General features: G+C 71.3%; 15 protein-coding genes and 1 tRNA gene. 2 read left to right on the top strand and 14 right to left on the bottom strand.

Annotation, left to right across the window (positions count from 1 at the left end; all coding sequences use genetic code 11):
* Together Q7A36_RS23690 and msrP are read right to left on the bottom strand one after the other, a co-directional pair.
* On the bottom strand, window positions 1–730 hold a 730-nt coding region (locus Q7A36_RS23690; RefSeq protein ID WP_305106229.1), incomplete at its 3' end, for a class I SAM-dependent methyltransferase.
* A 29-nt stretch (window positions 731–759) separates the two neighbouring features.
* Window positions 760–1,692: a protein-methionine-sulfoxide reductase catalytic subunit MsrP gene (gene msrP / locus Q7A36_RS23685; protein WP_305106228.1), complete on the bottom strand. Its 933-nt coding sequence runs from the start codon at window positions 1,690–1,692 to the stop codon at window positions 760–762.
* Between the two features lie 244 nt (window positions 1,693–1,936).
* Here msrP and Q7A36_RS23680 point away from each other — a divergent pair, with 244 nt between their 5' ends.
* Both Q7A36_RS23680 and Q7A36_RS23675 read left to right on the top strand, forming a co-directional pair.
* Window positions 1,937–2,716 carry a response regulator transcription factor gene (locus tag Q7A36_RS23680; protein WP_305106227.1) on the top strand — a complete coding sequence of 260 codons (780 nt, stop codon included), beginning with the start codon at window positions 1,937–1,939 and terminating at the stop codon, window positions 2,714–2,716.
* Between the two features lie 202 nt (window positions 2,717–2,918).
* The gene (locus Q7A36_RS23675; RefSeq protein WP_305106226.1) at window positions 2,919–3,653 is read left to right on the top strand and encodes a lytic transglycosylase domain-containing protein; all 735 of its coding nucleotides are present in this window, start codon (window positions 2,919–2,921) and stop codon (window positions 3,651–3,653) included.
* Window positions 3,654–3,671: 18 nt separating this feature from the next.
* On the opposite strand, the gene Q7A36_RS23670 is transcribed toward Q7A36_RS23675, so the two are convergent.
* The 12 genes from Q7A36_RS23670 to Q7A36_RS23615 all read right to left on the bottom strand — a co-directional run bounded on the left by Q7A36_RS23670 (window position 3,672) and on the right by Q7A36_RS23615 (window position 14,514).
* Window positions 3,672–4,694 carry an amino acid ABC transporter substrate-binding protein gene (locus Q7A36_RS23670; RefSeq protein ID WP_305106225.1) on the bottom strand — a complete coding sequence of 341 codons (1,023 nt, stop codon included), beginning with the start codon at window positions 4,692–4,694 and terminating at the stop codon, window positions 3,672–3,674.
* Window positions 4,694–5,374 (bottom strand): NIPSNAP family protein, encoded by a 681-nt coding sequence (locus Q7A36_RS23665; RefSeq protein WP_305106224.1) that lies wholly within the window; start codon window positions 5,372–5,374, stop codon window positions 4,694–4,696. Before Q7A36_RS23665 ends, Q7A36_RS23670 begins: the two co-directional genes overlap by 1 nt.
* A 116-nt stretch (window positions 5,375–5,490) precedes the next feature.
* Entirely contained in the window at window positions 5,491–7,083 is a 1,593-nt protein-coding gene (gene ctaD, locus Q7A36_RS23660) for a cytochrome c oxidase subunit I (protein ID WP_305106223.1), read from the bottom strand.
* Window positions 7,084–7,100: 17 nt separating this feature from the next.
* On the bottom strand, window positions 7,101–7,466 hold the full coding sequence (locus Q7A36_RS23655; RefSeq protein ID WP_305106222.1) for an SPW repeat domain-containing protein: 366 nt from the start codon (window positions 7,464–7,466) through the stop codon (window positions 7,101–7,103).
* Between the two features lie 130 nt (window positions 7,467–7,596).
* On the bottom strand, window positions 7,597–8,031 hold the full coding sequence (locus tag Q7A36_RS23650) for a hypothetical protein (RefSeq protein ID WP_305106221.1): 435 nt from the start codon (window positions 8,029–8,031) through the stop codon (window positions 7,597–7,599).
* A gap of 97 nt (window positions 8,032–8,128) precedes the next feature.
* Window positions 8,129–8,204 (bottom strand) — tRNA-Lys (locus Q7A36_RS23645).
* A gap of 45 nt (window positions 8,205–8,249) precedes the next feature.
* Complete coding sequence (locus tag Q7A36_RS23640; RefSeq protein ID WP_305106220.1) at window positions 8,250–8,882, bottom strand: peptidylprolyl isomerase; 633 nt, start codon at window positions 8,880–8,882, stop codon at window positions 8,250–8,252.
* A 28-nt stretch (window positions 8,883–8,910) separates the two neighbouring features.
* A complete protein-coding gene (locus tag Q7A36_RS23635; protein WP_305106230.1) occupies window positions 8,911–9,360 on the bottom strand; it encodes a peptidylprolyl isomerase in 450 nt (149 codons plus the stop codon).
* Window positions 9,361–9,545: 185 nt separating this feature from the next.
* Window positions 9,546–10,058 carry a pantetheine-phosphate adenylyltransferase gene (gene coaD / locus Q7A36_RS23630; protein ID WP_305106219.1) on the bottom strand — a complete coding sequence of 171 codons (513 nt, stop codon included), beginning with the start codon at window positions 10,056–10,058 and terminating at the stop codon, window positions 9,546–9,548.
* Window positions 10,051–12,882: a DNA gyrase subunit A gene (gyrA, locus tag Q7A36_RS23625; protein WP_305106218.1), complete on the bottom strand. Its 2,832-nt coding sequence runs from the start codon at window positions 12,880–12,882 to the stop codon at window positions 10,051–10,053. Before gyrA ends, coaD begins: the two co-directional genes overlap by 8 nt.
* Before the next feature lie 226 nt (window positions 12,883–13,108).
* Window positions 13,109–13,729 carry a YidB family protein gene (locus Q7A36_RS23620; protein WP_305106217.1) on the bottom strand — a complete coding sequence of 207 codons (621 nt, stop codon included), beginning with the start codon at window positions 13,727–13,729 and terminating at the stop codon, window positions 13,109–13,111.
* A gap of 62 nt (window positions 13,730–13,791) precedes the next feature.
* A complete protein-coding gene (locus Q7A36_RS23615) occupies window positions 13,792–14,514 on the bottom strand; it encodes a hypothetical protein (RefSeq protein WP_305106216.1) in 723 nt (240 codons plus the stop codon).
* Window positions 14,515–14,674 lie beyond the last annotated feature (160 nt).

The following is a 14,674-nucleotide window of genomic DNA, read 5'->3' as shown; positions in this document are numbered from 1 at the left end:
CCGGCCGGTGGGCGGCGAGGAGCAGGAAGATCGGCCGCTCCCGCTCCTTCGCCAGCTCCGGCTGCGCGGCGACCTGCGCCTCGGTCGGTCCCCAGTCCTCGACATGGTCGAGGACGAAGCCCGCGCGCAGCAGGCCGTTCAGCAGCGTCCCGAGCATCCGGTGCTGCTTGACCACGCGGCCGCCGAGCCAGTCCACGGCGCGCGGCCCCTCCTGCCGGTAGCCATCCACCGGCCAGCGCCAGCCGCCCGCCTCGCCCGGGAGCCAGCCGGGCGCGCGCGGGGCGGTGAAGACGGGATGCTCGAGCGAGGCGACGAGCCGCCCGCCGGGGCGCAGGGCCCGGTGCACCGCGGCGAACAGCCCGTCGAGGTCCTCCACGTAATGCAGGGCGAGCGAGCTGTAGGCGAGGTCGAAGCCGGCCTCGCCCAGCGGCAGGCGGCCGAGATCGGCGCGCGCATAGGCGATGCCGTCGCGCTCGGTCATCGCCCTGGCACGCGCCAGCATGCGCGCCGAGAGGTCGAGCCCGACCACGCCGGCCGCCCCCGCGCCGCGCGCCCAGCGGCAGAACCAGCCGAAGCCGCAGCCGAGGTCGAGGACGCGCAGCCCCGCCATGTCCGGCAGCAGCGCCCGCAGGGCCGGCCATTCCGGCGCGCCGTCCAGCCCCTCCACCGACCGGCGGAGGCCGCTGTAGCCGGCGAAGAAGCCCGGATCGTCGTAGATGCTCGCGGCCATCGCCCCTCCCGCAGGGGCGGCGCCGGGCCTCAGGCCCAGAGCCGCTCCTTCTGCAGGCTGGTGTAGAGCCCCGCCACCCATTCGCCATAGCCGTTGAAGAGCTGCGTCGGGATCCGCTCGCCCGAGCCCAGCACGCGCTCGCTCGCCTGGCTCCAGCGCGGATGCGACACCGAGGGGTTCACGTTGGCCCAGAAGCCGTATTCGGAGGGCTGGATCGCCTCCCAAAAGCTCTTCGGCCGCTCCGCCGTCAGGGTCACCTTCACCAGGCTCTTGCCGGCCTTGAAGCCGTATTTCCAGGGCTGGTGGAAGCGGATCGGGCCGCCATTCTGCGGCGGCAGCGGCTTGCCATAGGCGCCGACGACCATGAAGGAGAGCTCGTTCATCGCCTCCTCGATGGTGCAGCCCTCGATATAGGGCCAGGGATACCAGGACTGCCGGAGCCCCGGCATGACGGCGGGCAGCGACGCGGTCTCGAAGCGGACATAGCGCGCCTCCGGCTTCGGCCCGACCTGGGCGAGCAGGGCCGAGAGCGGGAAGCCGGTCCAGGGCACCACCATCGACCAGGCCTCGACGCAGCGGAGTCGATAGAGGCGCTCCTCCAGCGGCATCGCCTTCAGCAGGTCCTCCACCCCGAAGTCGCGCGGCTGGTCGACCAGCCCGTCCACCCGCATCGTCCAGGGCTGCAGCGGCAGCTTCTGTGCCGGCCGCGAGATGCCCTTGTCGGTGCCGAACTCGTAGTAGTTGTTGTAGGTCGTCGCGTCCTTCTCCGCGGTGACCTCCCGCCCCGCCGGGTAGCGCGCGTTGCGCTCGGCGGCCGGCAGGTCCGCCGCGAAGGCGGGCGCGGCGATGGTGGCGGCGCCGAGTCCCGCCGCCTTCAGCGCGGCGCGGCGGCCGAAGACCAAGTGTTCGGGGGTGGCGTCGCGCTCGGGGATCTCCCAGCCGCGCGGGGTTCGGATCAGCATCGCAGGCCTCCGTGGCGCCCGACCCAGAAGGGATCGGTCCCGGCCGCCGTCAAGCGCGCCGTCGCCCTCTGTCACGCGTCTTCGCCGCGCCGGCCCGGGGCGTTACGCGGAGCGTCGCGTCAGGCGTTACGCTAAGCGTTACGCGGAGCGATCTACCGGGCTGCTATGCACTTAATGATTGTATTCCATTCCTTACTGACTATCATGTGATCGAACACGAACTTTTGTAGCTGATGGAGTTTGCATGCGCATTGCCATTGCCTCCGACATTGCCCCCACCGCTGAGCTGGAGGCCGCGCTGGCGGAACATGGCGTGCTCTGCGACGCCGCCGAGAGCATCGCGGACCTTCCCTCGGTCGTCGCCCTGAGCGGTCCCTATGACCTCGTGCTGCTCCGGGTCGGCCAGCCGCTGCGGAGCGCCCTGCCCGCCATCCGGGAGCTGCGCCGCCGCGGCATGACCCTGCCGATGATCGTCGCCTGCACCGGCAATGCCACCGCCGAGGAGGAGGAGTCGGTCCTGCATGCGGGCGCCGACGACGTGCTCTTCCACCCGATGCGGCTCTCCGTCCTGCATGCCCGCATGCAGGCCCTCGCCCGCCGCGCCCGCGGCTATGCCTGCTCCGAGCTGGTCTGCGGCAACGTGGTCCTGGACCAGGAGCAGCATGCCGTCATGGTCGACGGCCGCCGCGTGAACCTGACCGCGCGCGAGTTCGACTTCCTTGAGACGCTGATGCTGCACAAGGGCGTGCTCCTGACCAAGGAGCGCTTCATGACGCGGCTCTACGCCGACTCCGAGGCGCCGGACTCGAAGATCGTCGACGTCTTCGTCTGCAAGCTGCGGCGCAAGCTGACCGCGGCCGGCGCGGCCGAGATCATCCGCACGGTCTGGGGCCGCGGCTATGTGGTTTTCGAGCCGACCGAGGCCGCGATCGAGGCGGCGCGCAGCTCGCGCCAGCAGGACGTGGAACCCGCGCCCCGCGGTTGGGTCCGCCGTGCGCCACGATTTCTGGCCGCCACTGCCTGACAAGGACTGACGGCCATCGCGGGGATGCAGGCGCATCCCCGCGATGGCCGTCATCGGCACGGGCCGGCCTGCCGAGGCCAGCCCGGCCACACGCGATGGTTGCAACCCCGATGCCACGCCGCTGGGACCGGCACGCCGCCTGGCACGCCGGTTGCGCTGCGCCGCCCCGCCCCCGCAGCCCGCGGTGGCCGGGACCCGGACCATGCGCGCCATCCTTCTCTGCCTCCCGCTCCTCCTCGCCGCGCCCCTCGCCCGGGCGCAGGCACCGGAGCCGGGCCAGCTCTGCCGCGCTGCCATCGCGCAGGCGGAGCGCGAGCGTGGCCTGCCGCCCCGGCTGCTCGCCGCCATCGGCCGGGTCGAGAGCGGCCGGCGCGACCCGCAGACCGGCGCCCTCCATCCCTGGCCTTGGGCGATCAATGCCGAGGGGCGCGGCAGCTTCTTCCCGGACAAGGCGGCAGCGATTGCCGCCGTGCGGGCGCTGCAGGCGCAGGGGGTGCGCTCGATCGATGTCGGCTGCCTGCAGGTGAACCTGCGGCACCACCCCAATGCCTTCGCCAGCCTGGAGGAGGCCTTCGACCCGCTGGCCAATGCCCGCTACGCCGCCCGATTCCTCGGCGAGCTGCAGGCGGCGCGCGGCGACTGGCTGCAGGCGGCGGCGCACTACCATTCCCAGACGCCGGGCTTCGCCGAGCCCTATCGCGCCCGGGTCGCGGCGGCCTGGCTGGCGGAGCAGGGCCTGCCCGCCCCGGCCGCGGCACCGGCGATGCTGGCGACGGCGCCGGTGCCGGGCGGCGGCGGGGGGATGCTCGACAACGGCGCCGGCCGGGCCGCGGTCCTGCCGGCGGCGGGCGGCGGCGGCCGGGGGCTCGAGGCCTACCGCGCCGCCCCCATCCCGCTCGCCGGCCGCGCCGTCATGCTGCCGCCGCGCCGGTCCTGATCCCGGCGCGGCGCGGGGTCAGCGCATCGGCCAGGAATACATCAGCCCGCCATCGGTCCAGAGCCGGTTCATCCCCCGCTCCAGCCCGATCGGCGTCTTCGGGCCGAGATGCCGCTCGAACAGCTCCCCGTAGTTGCCGATGGCGCGGATGGCATTGAAGGCCCAGGCCGGGTCGAGCTTGAGCGCATTGCCCAGCACCGGATCCGTGCCCAGCAGGCGGCGGATCTCCGGATTCGGGCTGCCCTTGCGCAGCTCCTCGGCGTTCGCGCTGGTGACGCCGAGCTCCTCCGCCTGGATCAGGGCGCTGACTGTCCAGCGCACCACCTCGAACCACTCCTGGTCGTCGCGCCGCACCACGGGCCCATAGGGCTCCTTGCTGAAGCGCTGCGGCAGGATGACGAAGTCGCCGGGCCGGGTGAACTGGCTGCGCAGCGCGGCGAGCTGCGTCGCATCCGTGCCGATCGCGTCGCACCGCCCGGCCTGCAGCGCCTGGGCATTGTCCTGCATCCGCTCCTGCAGCACCGGCGTGAAGCGCAGGTTGTTGCTGCGGAACCAGTCGGTCGTCACCAGCTCGTTCGTCGTGCCGGGGGAGAGGCAGACGGTCATCCCCTCCATCTGCTTCGGGTCGGTCACGTTGGCGTCGCGGCGGACCATGAAGCCGTGGCCGTCATAGAGGTTCACAATGACCATGCGCAGGCCGAGCGTGGTGTCGCGCGTCATGGTCAGCGTGGTCTGGCGGATCAGCACGTCGATCTCGCCCGACTGCAGCGCGGTGAAGCGCTGCACCGCGGTCAGCGGCACGAAGCGGACCTTGCCCGGGTCGCCGAACATGGCGGCCGCGAGGCCGCGGCAGAGATCGGCATCCATGCCGCGCCAGACGCCCTGGCTGTCCGGCAGGGAGAAGCCGGCGACGCCGACATTGACGCCGCAGTTCAGGACGCCGCGGGACTTGACGGTGTCGAAGGTCTGGCCGGCCCGCGCCGGCCCGGCCAGGAGGCCGAGCGCGGCGAGGCCGGCCGCGAGGACAAGCCGGAGGCGCATCAGCGGATCGGCGACCAGGGAACGGGCTTGAGGATCAGGGTGTTCTGCGCCTTCAGCGCGCCGAGCCCGCCGGTCGCCTTCTGGAACTCCGCCCAGCCCGGATCGGCCGCCATGGCGGCGCGGCGCCGGTCGCGGTCGCCGAGGGAGCTATAGGCCCAGGCGAAGACGGCCTGGTTGATCGGCCCGCATTCGGTGACGCAGAAGAAGAGCAACTGGCCGAGATGCTTGTCCTGCACCGGCTTGCCGAGGTTCTTGTAGGCGTCGATCCAGGCATTGATCCGGCCCGGCTCGAAGTCGTAGGTGCGGTGGTCGACGAACATCGCCTCGCCCTGGATCTTCCGCTCGAAGGGCTGGCCGACCTTCTGGATGGGCGAGAAGTCCACCGTCTTCATCAGCTTGGCTTCCTGCGCCATCAGCGCCCCGATCGGCCGGGTCGCCTCGAGGAAGCGCTGCCAGTCCGGATCGGCGTCGCGGCGCTTCATCCCTTCCTCGCGCGCGTCGATGTCGTCGAAGCCGCGGATGAAGAGCACGCGGTTGATCTGGCCGAACTCGACCGTGAACATGCCCATCAGCGGCGTCAGGGTGCGGGAGGAGGCCGGGCCGCCGATCTCCGCATAGGCCTTCAGCCAGGCCGGCAGCTTGCCGGGATGCGCCGTGTAGATGCGCTGTTCGATGAACATGGGTCCCTCCCTCCTAGCGCCCCGCGGGGGCGGGGCTTCGGGGCGGGAGTGGCGCATGGCGCGCGGCGCCGGTCAATCCGGGGCCGCCCTCCGGGCCGCCCGGGGGCGGGGGCGGTTCAGCGCACCTGCGGCAGGTCCTCGAAGGTGTGGAAGGGCGGCGGACTCGGCACCATCCACTCCAGCGTCGTCGCCCCCTCGCCCCAGTAATTCGCCCCCACCCGCTCCCCGGCCGTCAGCGTGCGGTAGACGACGAGGAGGAAGACGAGGAAGGAGGCCGCGGTGACGTAGGAGCCGATGGAGGCGACGAAGTGCCAGCCCGCGAAGGCCTCGGGGTAGTCGGGATAGCGGCGCGGCATGCCCTGGGCGCCGAGGAAGTGCATGGGGAAGAACAGCAGGTTCACCCCGACCAGGAAGGTCCAGAAATGGACCTGCCCCAGCCGCTCCGGGTATTGCCGCCCGCTCATCTTGCCGATCCAGTAGTAGAAGCCGGCGAAGAAGGCGAAGGCGGCGGCGATCGCCATGACGTAGTGGAAATGCGCGACGATGTAGTAGGTGTTGTGCAGGACGACGTCGACGCCGGGACTGGCGATCTTCACCCCCGTCACGCCGCCGACGGTGAAGACGAAGATGAAGCCGATGGCAAACAGCATGGGCACGCGGAGCCGGATGGAGCCGCCCCACATGGTGGCGATCCAGGAGAAGATCTTGATGCCGGTCGGCACCGCGATGACCATGGTGGCGGCGGAGAAATAGGCGCGCGTGTCCACCTGGATGCCGGAGGTGAACATGTGGTGCGCCCAGACCACGAAGCCGACCACGCCGATGGCGACCAGCGCATAGACCATGCCGAGATAGCCGAAGACCGGCTTGCGGCTGAAGGTCGAGACGACGTGGCTGATGATGCCGAAGGCCGGCATGATGACGATGTAGACCTCCGGATGGCCGAAGAACCAGAAGAGGTGCTGGAACAGCACCGGGTCGCCACCGCCCGCCGGGTTGAAGAAGGCCGTGCCGAAATTGCGGTCCGTGATGAGCATGGTGATGGCGCCCGCCAGCACCGGCAGCGCGAGCAGCAGCAGGAAGGCGGTGACCAGGATCGACCAGACGAACAGGGGCATCTTGTGCAGCGTCATGCCCGGCGCGCGCATGTTGAAGATGGTGGTGATGAAGTTCATGGCGCTGAGCAGGGAGCTGGCACCCGCGAGGTGCAGCGCGAAGAGCGTCATGTCCATCGACATGTCGGGGTGGTACTCGATGGAGGAAAGCGGAGGATAGAGCGTCCAGCCCGCGCCGGGGCCCGCGCCGATGAAGAGGCCGGCATAGAGCAGCAGGACCGCCGGCACGAGCAGCCAGAAGCTGATGTTGTTCAGCCGCGGGAAGGCCATGTCCGGCGCGCCGATCATCAGCGGCACGAAGAAATTGCCGAAGCCGCCGAACAGCACGGGCATGATGACGAAGAAGATCATGGCCAGGCCATGCGTGCTGACGAAGGCGTTCCAGGCCTGGCCGTCGGCGAAGATCTGCAGCCCCGGCTCCATCAGCTCGACGCGCATCAGCACCGACATGGTGACAGCGACGATGGCGGAGAGCCCGGAGAAGATGATGTAGAGGACCCCGATATCCTTGTGGTTCGTGCTGAACAGCCAGCGCACCACGAAGCCGGGATGGTGGGCATGCGCCGCGTCATGGGCGGCGGTGGTGTCTGCCATGGAAGGCCCTCCCCGGCTCAGGCCAGCGCCGGCTCATCGGACGGCGCGCGTTGGGTGATGAGCGCCATGATCACCTCGAAGGCGCCGACCACGAGGAAGGGCAGCCAGACCCGGTCGGCGAAGCCGAAGAGCCAGGGGGAGGCCGCGAAGAAGGCGCCGCCGAGCGCATCGAAGGCGAGATGCGCCGGCATCGGGATCAGCCGGGCCGCGCCGAGTTCGTAATCCGTCAGCAGGCTGACGAGCAGCAGGCCGAAGCCGAGCAGGAGGCAGAGCCATTGCGGCAGGCCGCGATCGGCGAAGCCGAGCAGCCAGGGCAGCGCGATCAGCAGCAGGCCGCTGCCGTAGTCGATGACGCCATGGGCGCGGGTCGGGACGAGGTGCAAGGCGGGGCTCCTCCGCTGCCGCCCGCGGGTCGGCAGGAACGCGGGCGTCCTGCCGGTGCAACGCGGCGCGACGCAGCCGTCCCGCTCACATCGCGGCCATTCCGCCTTGCGGCCCCGGAACGGCCTGCCGCTACTGCACCAGGATGCGGACGAAATACTCGCGCGTCGTCGCGACCTCCTTCGGGAAGGCGATGAAGCGGTGGGTGTCCGTCCGCAGGCGGTTGATGTCGCTGTCGCCGAAATTCACCGCGATGATGGAGGTCATCGTCGGGATGCGGTCGGCATTCATCCCGACGAGCTGGACGAAGACGTTGCGGCTGCCGGGGGCGCGCTTGACCGCGGAGAGCGAGAAGACGTGGGTCGCCAGCTTCTCCGGCTGCGCCCGGGCATTGGTCTCGTTCTCCGCCGCGACGATCAGGTTGTTGACCCGGACATCGCCGCCCCAGAGGTCGAGGTCGGCCAGGTCGTTGACCGCGATCCGCCGCCAGCCGCTGTCGAAGCGCTGGGCCTGGGCCGCGGTGCCGGCCAGAAGGGCAAAGGCGATGGCGAGGACGATCCGCCGCATGAGGCTTCCTCCGGGAGTTGCGCGACCGATATACGATGTCGCACCGGGGAAGGCCGTCTCACCTTCGTGACAGGACCGGGCCCGCCAGGGGCGGGCGTGGTGAGCCGGGTGGGACTCGAACCCACGGCCACGAGATTAAAAGTCCCGTGCTCTACCAGCTGAGCTACCGGCTCACACGGTGCCGCCGCGCGCGGGAAAAGCGCGCGGCGGCGCGAAAGTCAACCGGCGGGTGCCTCGGCGGCCGGCGGCGCATCGGCGGCGATGCGCGCCTTGATCAGCCGGTCGGGGCCCTGGACGATGCCATTGCCGCCGGTGCCGCGCTTGATCTTGTCCACCGTCTCCATGCCGGAGACGACGCGGCCCCAGATCGTGTACTGCCCGTCGAGCGAGGGCGCCGGCGCGAACATGATGAAGAACTGGCTGTTTGCGCTGTTCGGGTTCATGGTCCGCGCCATGCCGCAGGTGCCGCGCACGAAGCGCGCGCGGTTGGGCGGCGAGAACTCGGCGGGCAGGTCGGCATAGCCCTGCTCCCGCGCGCCGCCCGTGCCGGTGCCGGTCGGGTCGCCGCCCTGGGCCATAAAGCCCTCGATCACCCGGTGGAAGGGCGTGCCGTCGTAGAAGCCGGCGCGGACCAGGGTCTTGATGCGCTCGACATGCTGCGGCGCGAGGTCGGGAAGCAGCTCGATCGTCACCGCGCCATCCTTGAGCTCGAGGATCAGCGTGCTCTCGAGCTTCGGGTCGGGCTCGGCCGGCGCGGCGGCCGCGGGCGCCGCCTCGGCCTCGGGCGTGGCCGACGCCTCGATCGGGGGCTCGCCCGGGACCTCGGCGGGGGTGCCGGCTTCGTCGCTCATGCTGTGCGTCCTTGCAGAAGAAGAAAGGTCAGGCGGCCTGGAGGCGGGCGCGGAGCAGCTTGTCCGGGTTCTGCACCATGCCGCTGCTGCCGCTGCCGCGCTTGATCTTGTCGACGGCATCCATGCCGGCAACCACGCGGCCCCAGATCGTGTACTGGCCGTCGAGGCTCGGCGCCGGCGCGAACATGATGAAGAACTGGCTGTTCGCGCTGTTCGGGCTCTGCGAGCGGGCCATGCCGCAGACCCCGCGGATGAAGCGGTACTTGTTGGTGAACTCGGCCGGCAGGTCCGGCAGGCGGCTGCCGCCGGTGCCGGTGCCGGTCGGGTCGCCGCCCTGGGCCATGAAGCCCTCGATCACCCGGTGGAAGGGCGTGCCGTCGTAGAAGCCCTGGCCGACGAGGGTGCGGATCCGCTCGACATGCTTCGGCGCGACCTCGGGCAGCAGCTCGATGGTGACGTCGCCGTCCTTCAGGGTCATCACCAGCCGCTCCTGCGCCTGGGCGCGGGCGGGGCGGATCAGGGCGGGGGCGCCGAGCAGGGCGAGCCCCGCGAGGTGTCGTCGCAGCATGAATGGCACTCCGGGAATGAGAGGGTGCTGCCTCGTCTGTTGGGCGGGCCGATCGAGGCCGCCGCGCCGCGCGGCGCGTCGGTCACCGGGCCGGCTCAGTCCGCTGCCGGGGCGCGGACCCGCGCCAGCGTCCGCTCCAGCGTGAGCTTCGGCACGAAGGAGGAGACGTCGCCGCCGAGCCGCGCGATCTCCTTGACGAAACGCGAGGAGATGAACTGGTTCGTCTCGCTCGCCATCAGGAAGACGGTCTCGATCCCGTGGTCCAGCCGGCGGTTCATGCCCGCCATCTGGAACTCGTAGTCGAAGTCGCTGACCGCGCGCAGGCCGCGGATGATCATGCTCGCGCCCACCTCCTGCGCGAAGCCGATCAGCAGCCCCTGGAAGGGCCGCACCTCGATCCGGCAGCCGGTCTTCGCCGCGATGGCGTCGGTCTCGGCGCGGACCAGTTCCGCCCGCTCCTCGAGCGGGAAGAGCGGCCCCTTGCCGATATTGACGGCGACGCCGACCACCAGCTTGTCGAGGATCCGCGCGGCGCGGCCGATCACGTCGAGATGGCCGTTGGTCACCGGGTCGAAGGTGCCGGGATAGAGCCCGATCCGCTCAGGCATCGCCGTCCCGCCCGCCATCGGCCGGCGGCTCGGTCGCCGCCAGCGCTCCGTTCTGCGCAGCGCCCGAATCCGGCCCGGCCTCGCCCTGGTCGTCCACGACCGGGAAGCAACTCGTCACGCGTTCACCCTCCCCCAAGCGGAGGAGCATGACGCCCAGGCTGCGCCGCCGCGTCAAGCGCACCTGGTCGGCCGGCAGGCGGATCAGGCGGCCGGTATCGGTGACGAGCATGACATCGTCGCCGGGGCGGACCGGGAAGGTCGCCACCACCTCGCGGCCGGTGCGGCGGGAGAAGAGCATGGCCTCCAGCCCCTGCCCGCCGCGGCCGGTCATCCGGTAATCATAGGCGAGGCTGCGCTTGCCGAAGCCGCCATCGGTGATGGCGAGGATGATCTCCTCCTGCTCCTCGAGCTCCCTGGCGCGCTCGGGCGAGAGGGTGATCTCCTCGGCCGCGCCCTCCTCGCCCTCCTCGGCGGGCGCCGGCACGGCCTCGGCCTCCTCGGCATGGCCGTTCCCGTTGCCATTGCCGTTGCGGCGGCGCTGGGCGGCATTGCGGATGGCGGCCTCGCGCTCGGCCGGCGTCGCCTCGACATGCCGCAGCACGCTCAGCGCGATCACCTCGTCGCCCTTGCCCAGCCTTATGCCGCGCACGCCGCTGCTGTCGCGGCCGGCGAAGACGCGGAGCACGTCATCGGTCGCCTGGAAGCGGATGGCGCGGCCCTTGCGGGTCGCCAGCAGCACGTCGTCGCCCTCCCGGCAGGTCTGCACGCCGATCAGGCTGTCGCCCTCCTCCAGCTTCATGGCGATCAGGCCGGCGGCACGGACGTTGCGGAAGTCCGACAGCCTGTTCCGCCGGACATTGCCCGAGCCGGTGGCGAAGACCAGGTGCAGCCCCTCCCACAGGCTCTCGTCCTGCGGCAGCGGCAGCACGGCGGTGACCTGCTCGCCCTCCTGCAGCGCCAGCACCTGGCGCAGGCTTCGGCCCTTGCCCTGGGCGCCGCCTTCGGGGAGCTGCCAGACCTTCTCGCGGAAGGCGATGCCGCGGCTGGTGAAGAACAGCACCCATTGATGGGTATGCGCGATGAAGCTGCGCATCACCACGTCGTCCTGCCGGGTCGAGGCCGCCGAACGGCCGCGGCCGCCGCGGTTCTGCGCCCGGAAGGTGTCGAGGCCGGTGCGCTTGACATAGCCGTCGCGGGTGATGGTGACCACCATCGTGCCCGGCTCGATCAGGCTCTCGTCGTCCACATCGGCGATGCCGTCGACGATCTGGGTCATGCGCGGCGAGGCGATCTGGGCGCGGACGGCGCGCAGCTCCTCGGCCATCACCTCCATGCGGCGGGGATGGCTGGCCAGGATCTCCAGCAGTTCGCGGATGCGCCCCGCGATCTCCTCGAGCTCGGCATTGATCTTCTCGCGCTCGAGCCCGGTCAGCCGGTTCAGCGTCAGCGCCAGGATGCCGCGGGCCTGGGCGTCAGTGAGCCGCACCGTGCCCTCCGGCGTCACCACGTTGCCGGCATCCTCCACCAGGGCCAGCAGCGCGCCGATATCGCCCGCCGGCCAGTCGCGCGCCATCAGGGCGGCGCGCGCCTCCGCGCCGTCGCGGCTGGCGCGGATCAGCCGGATGACCTCGTCGATATTGGCCACTGCGATGGCCAGGCCGATCAGCAGGTGCCCCCGCTCCCGCGCCTTGGCCAGGCGGTAGCGCGAGCGGCGCAGGATCACCTCCTCGCGGAAGGCGATGAAGGCCTTCAGCGCGTCGATCAGCCCCATCTGCCGGGGACGGCCGTTGTCGAGCGCGAGGAAGTTGACGGGGAAGGAGGTCTGCAGCTGCGTCATGCGGTAGAGCTGGTTCAGCACCACCTCCGCCGTCGCATCCCGCTTCAGCTCGATGACGATCCGCATGCCCTCGCGGTCGCTCTCGTCCCGGAGGTCCGAGATGCCCTCGATCGCCTTGGCGCGGACGAGTTCGGCGATCTTCTCGATCAGGTTGGCCTTGTTGACCTGGAAGGGGATCTCGGTGGCGACGATGGCCTGGCGGCCGCCACGCATCTCCTCGATCTCGCACTTCGCCCGCAGCGGGATGGAGCCGCGGCCGGTTTCGAAGGCGCTGCGGATGCCGGACCGCCCGAGGATCAGCCCGCCCGTCGGGAAGTCGGGGCCCGGGATGATCTTCATCAGGTCGGGCAGCGAGGTCTCCGGCTCGGCGATCAGCGCCAGCGCCGCATCGATCACCTCGCCCGGATTGTGCGTCGGGATATTGGTCGCCATGCCGACGGCGATGCCCTGCGCGCCATTGACCAGCAGGTTCGGGAAGGCGGCGGGCAGGACCCGCGGCTCGCTCTCCGATTCGTCGTAGTTCGGCTGGAACTCGACCGTGTCCTCCTCGATGCCCTCGAGCAGGCCGGCCGCGGCGCGGGCGAGGCGGACCTCCGTGTAGCGCATCTGCGCCGGAGGATCGCCGTCCATGCTGCCGAAATTGCCCTGGCCGTCGATCAGCGGCACGCGCATGGAGAAGGACTGCGCCATGCGCACCATGGCGTCGTAGATCGCGGCATCGCCATGCGGGTGGTACTTGCCCATGACGTCGCCGACCACGCGCGCGGACTTGCGGTGCGGCTTGTCGGGCGTGTAGCCGCTCTCCTGCATCGCATAGAGGATGCGGCGATGCACGGGCTTGAGGCCGTCGCGCGCATCCGGCAGGGCGCGCGCGACGATGACGCTCATCGCATAGTCGAGGTAGGAGCGGCGCATCTCCTCCTCGAGGGTGACGGGCACGGCGTCCTCGGGCCGGATGCCGCCGCCGCCGTTCTCGGTCTCGCTCACGCTGGTGCTGCTGCCTTTTCCTGCCCGGCCCCGAGGCCGGCGCGCCGCCCGGCCGGGGGCTCCGGGCTAGGGTGCTGACAGGTTCCATATAGGCGCGGAACGCCGAAATTCCAAACGCTGGGGGCGTCGGGACGGAGTCCCGTGGGGGGGACCGTCGGCGCGGCCTGACGCCTGCAGCATCGCCAGCGCGCGGCGAAGGGCGATGCAGGCGCCGGGCCGCCCGGTCCTAGCCCCGATCCGGCCCGGCGGGCTTCGGCCCGAGCGCGCCGGAGGCCGGGGCGGTCGTGTTGCCGCCCGGCGCGGGCCCGAGTCGCGGCAGGCCCGATTCGCCGCCCGCGCCCTGCCCGGCCTGCCGCCCGGCATCGCCGCCCGTCCCGCCGAGCGGCGCCGCCGCCGGGCTGCCATGCGGCATCCCGCCCAGCGCGCCCATGCCGCTCGCGGCGCCCGGCACGTCCGGCTGCCCCGGCACCGCATGCATCGCCGCATCCGCCCCGGCCTGGGCGATCTGCCCGTCCGGCGTCATGGCATCGATCACCCGCGGCAGCGCCTGGCTCAGCAGCGCGAGCAGGCCCGGCCGCTGCATCCCCGACTCCTGCGCCAGCCGGTCGGCCTCGGCGCCCGGGAAGGCGCGCTCCAGTTCGGCGGGCTGCACGGGGCGATTCGGCCCGGTGCCGATCCAGCTCTCCACGCGGTCGCCGAGGCCGGCGCCGCGCAGCCGCTCCACCAGCCCCTGCAGGCCGGAGGCGCCGGGCTGGCCGCCCAGGAGGTGGTTCAGGATGCGGTCGAGCGGCGTGCCCCTGAGGTCGTCGAGCGCCGCGCCACCGAGGCGGGACAGGAATTCGCTCATCGCCAGGCCTTTCCTCCGTCAGAGACGGCGATAAGGCACGAGGCGGCGCACCGTTGCCCGGCTCAGCGGGCGAGTCGGAAGGATTCCAGCTCGTCGCGGTAGGAATCGCCGCGCAGGCCGTTCGACCCGAAGCTCTCCTCGACCGAGCGGACCCAGCGCCGCACCTCCGGCACGTACCAGAACGCCTTGTAGGCGCGCCCCGTGACGGTGGTCTCGCCACTGCGGCGGGTCTGGGTGACCACGGTGCTGCCGCCGGCATCCGACCGGCCTCCGACCATGGCGGTCTGCGCCGGTGCCAGCACCGCGGTCCAGCTCCCCTCCCCTTCGATCTTCAGGGCGCGGAAGGTGCCGGCCGGCACGGTCACCTCTTCCCAGCCCAGCACGCGATAGGTCATCTGCCGGCGGACCGAGCTCTGCTGCGGGGACGGGTTCTGCTCGGTGTAGTCCACCGTCCAGCTCTTGCCGACCGAGAGCGGGAAGGCGAGCGGCCGCGCCACGACCACCTCCTGCCCGTTGACGCTGCGGGCGAGGCTCCAGTCGGGCCGTTGCAGGCGCTCGATGGGCGGCCGCGGCGCGCCCAGGGTCTGCTGGCGGACGACGATCGAGTCCGAGCCGGTGCGGGTGATGGTGATCTCCTCCCGGCTCTGCCGCCAGCCGGCGGGCCGGGTCTCGACCGTGCTGGCATAGGTCCAGCTATCGCCCTCGGCCAGGCGGGGCGGCCCGACGGTCTCGGCTGCGGCAGAGGCGGCGGCGCAGGCCAGGAGGAAGGACAAGGCGATCCGCATGGGCAGGACGGCTTTCGTTATCTGTTCGCACAAAATGCCCTGCTGGTCCGAATGGCGGAAGCGCAAGCCCCGCCGTCCCAGCGGAAAAAGCGCGGTTCGTGCCGGCGGGGCGGCTTGACCGCCCCGGGGCCGCGCTGTCCCATGCGCGCCCATTGCCTTC

Source organism: Paracraurococcus lichenis (assembly GCF_030657435.1).
Classification (GTDB): Bacteria; Pseudomonadota; Alphaproteobacteria; order Acetobacterales; family Acetobacteraceae; genus Paracraurococcus; species Paracraurococcus lichenis.
Note: the sequence above shows the minus strand (reverse complement) of the source record. Positions and strands in the feature narration are given on the sequence as shown.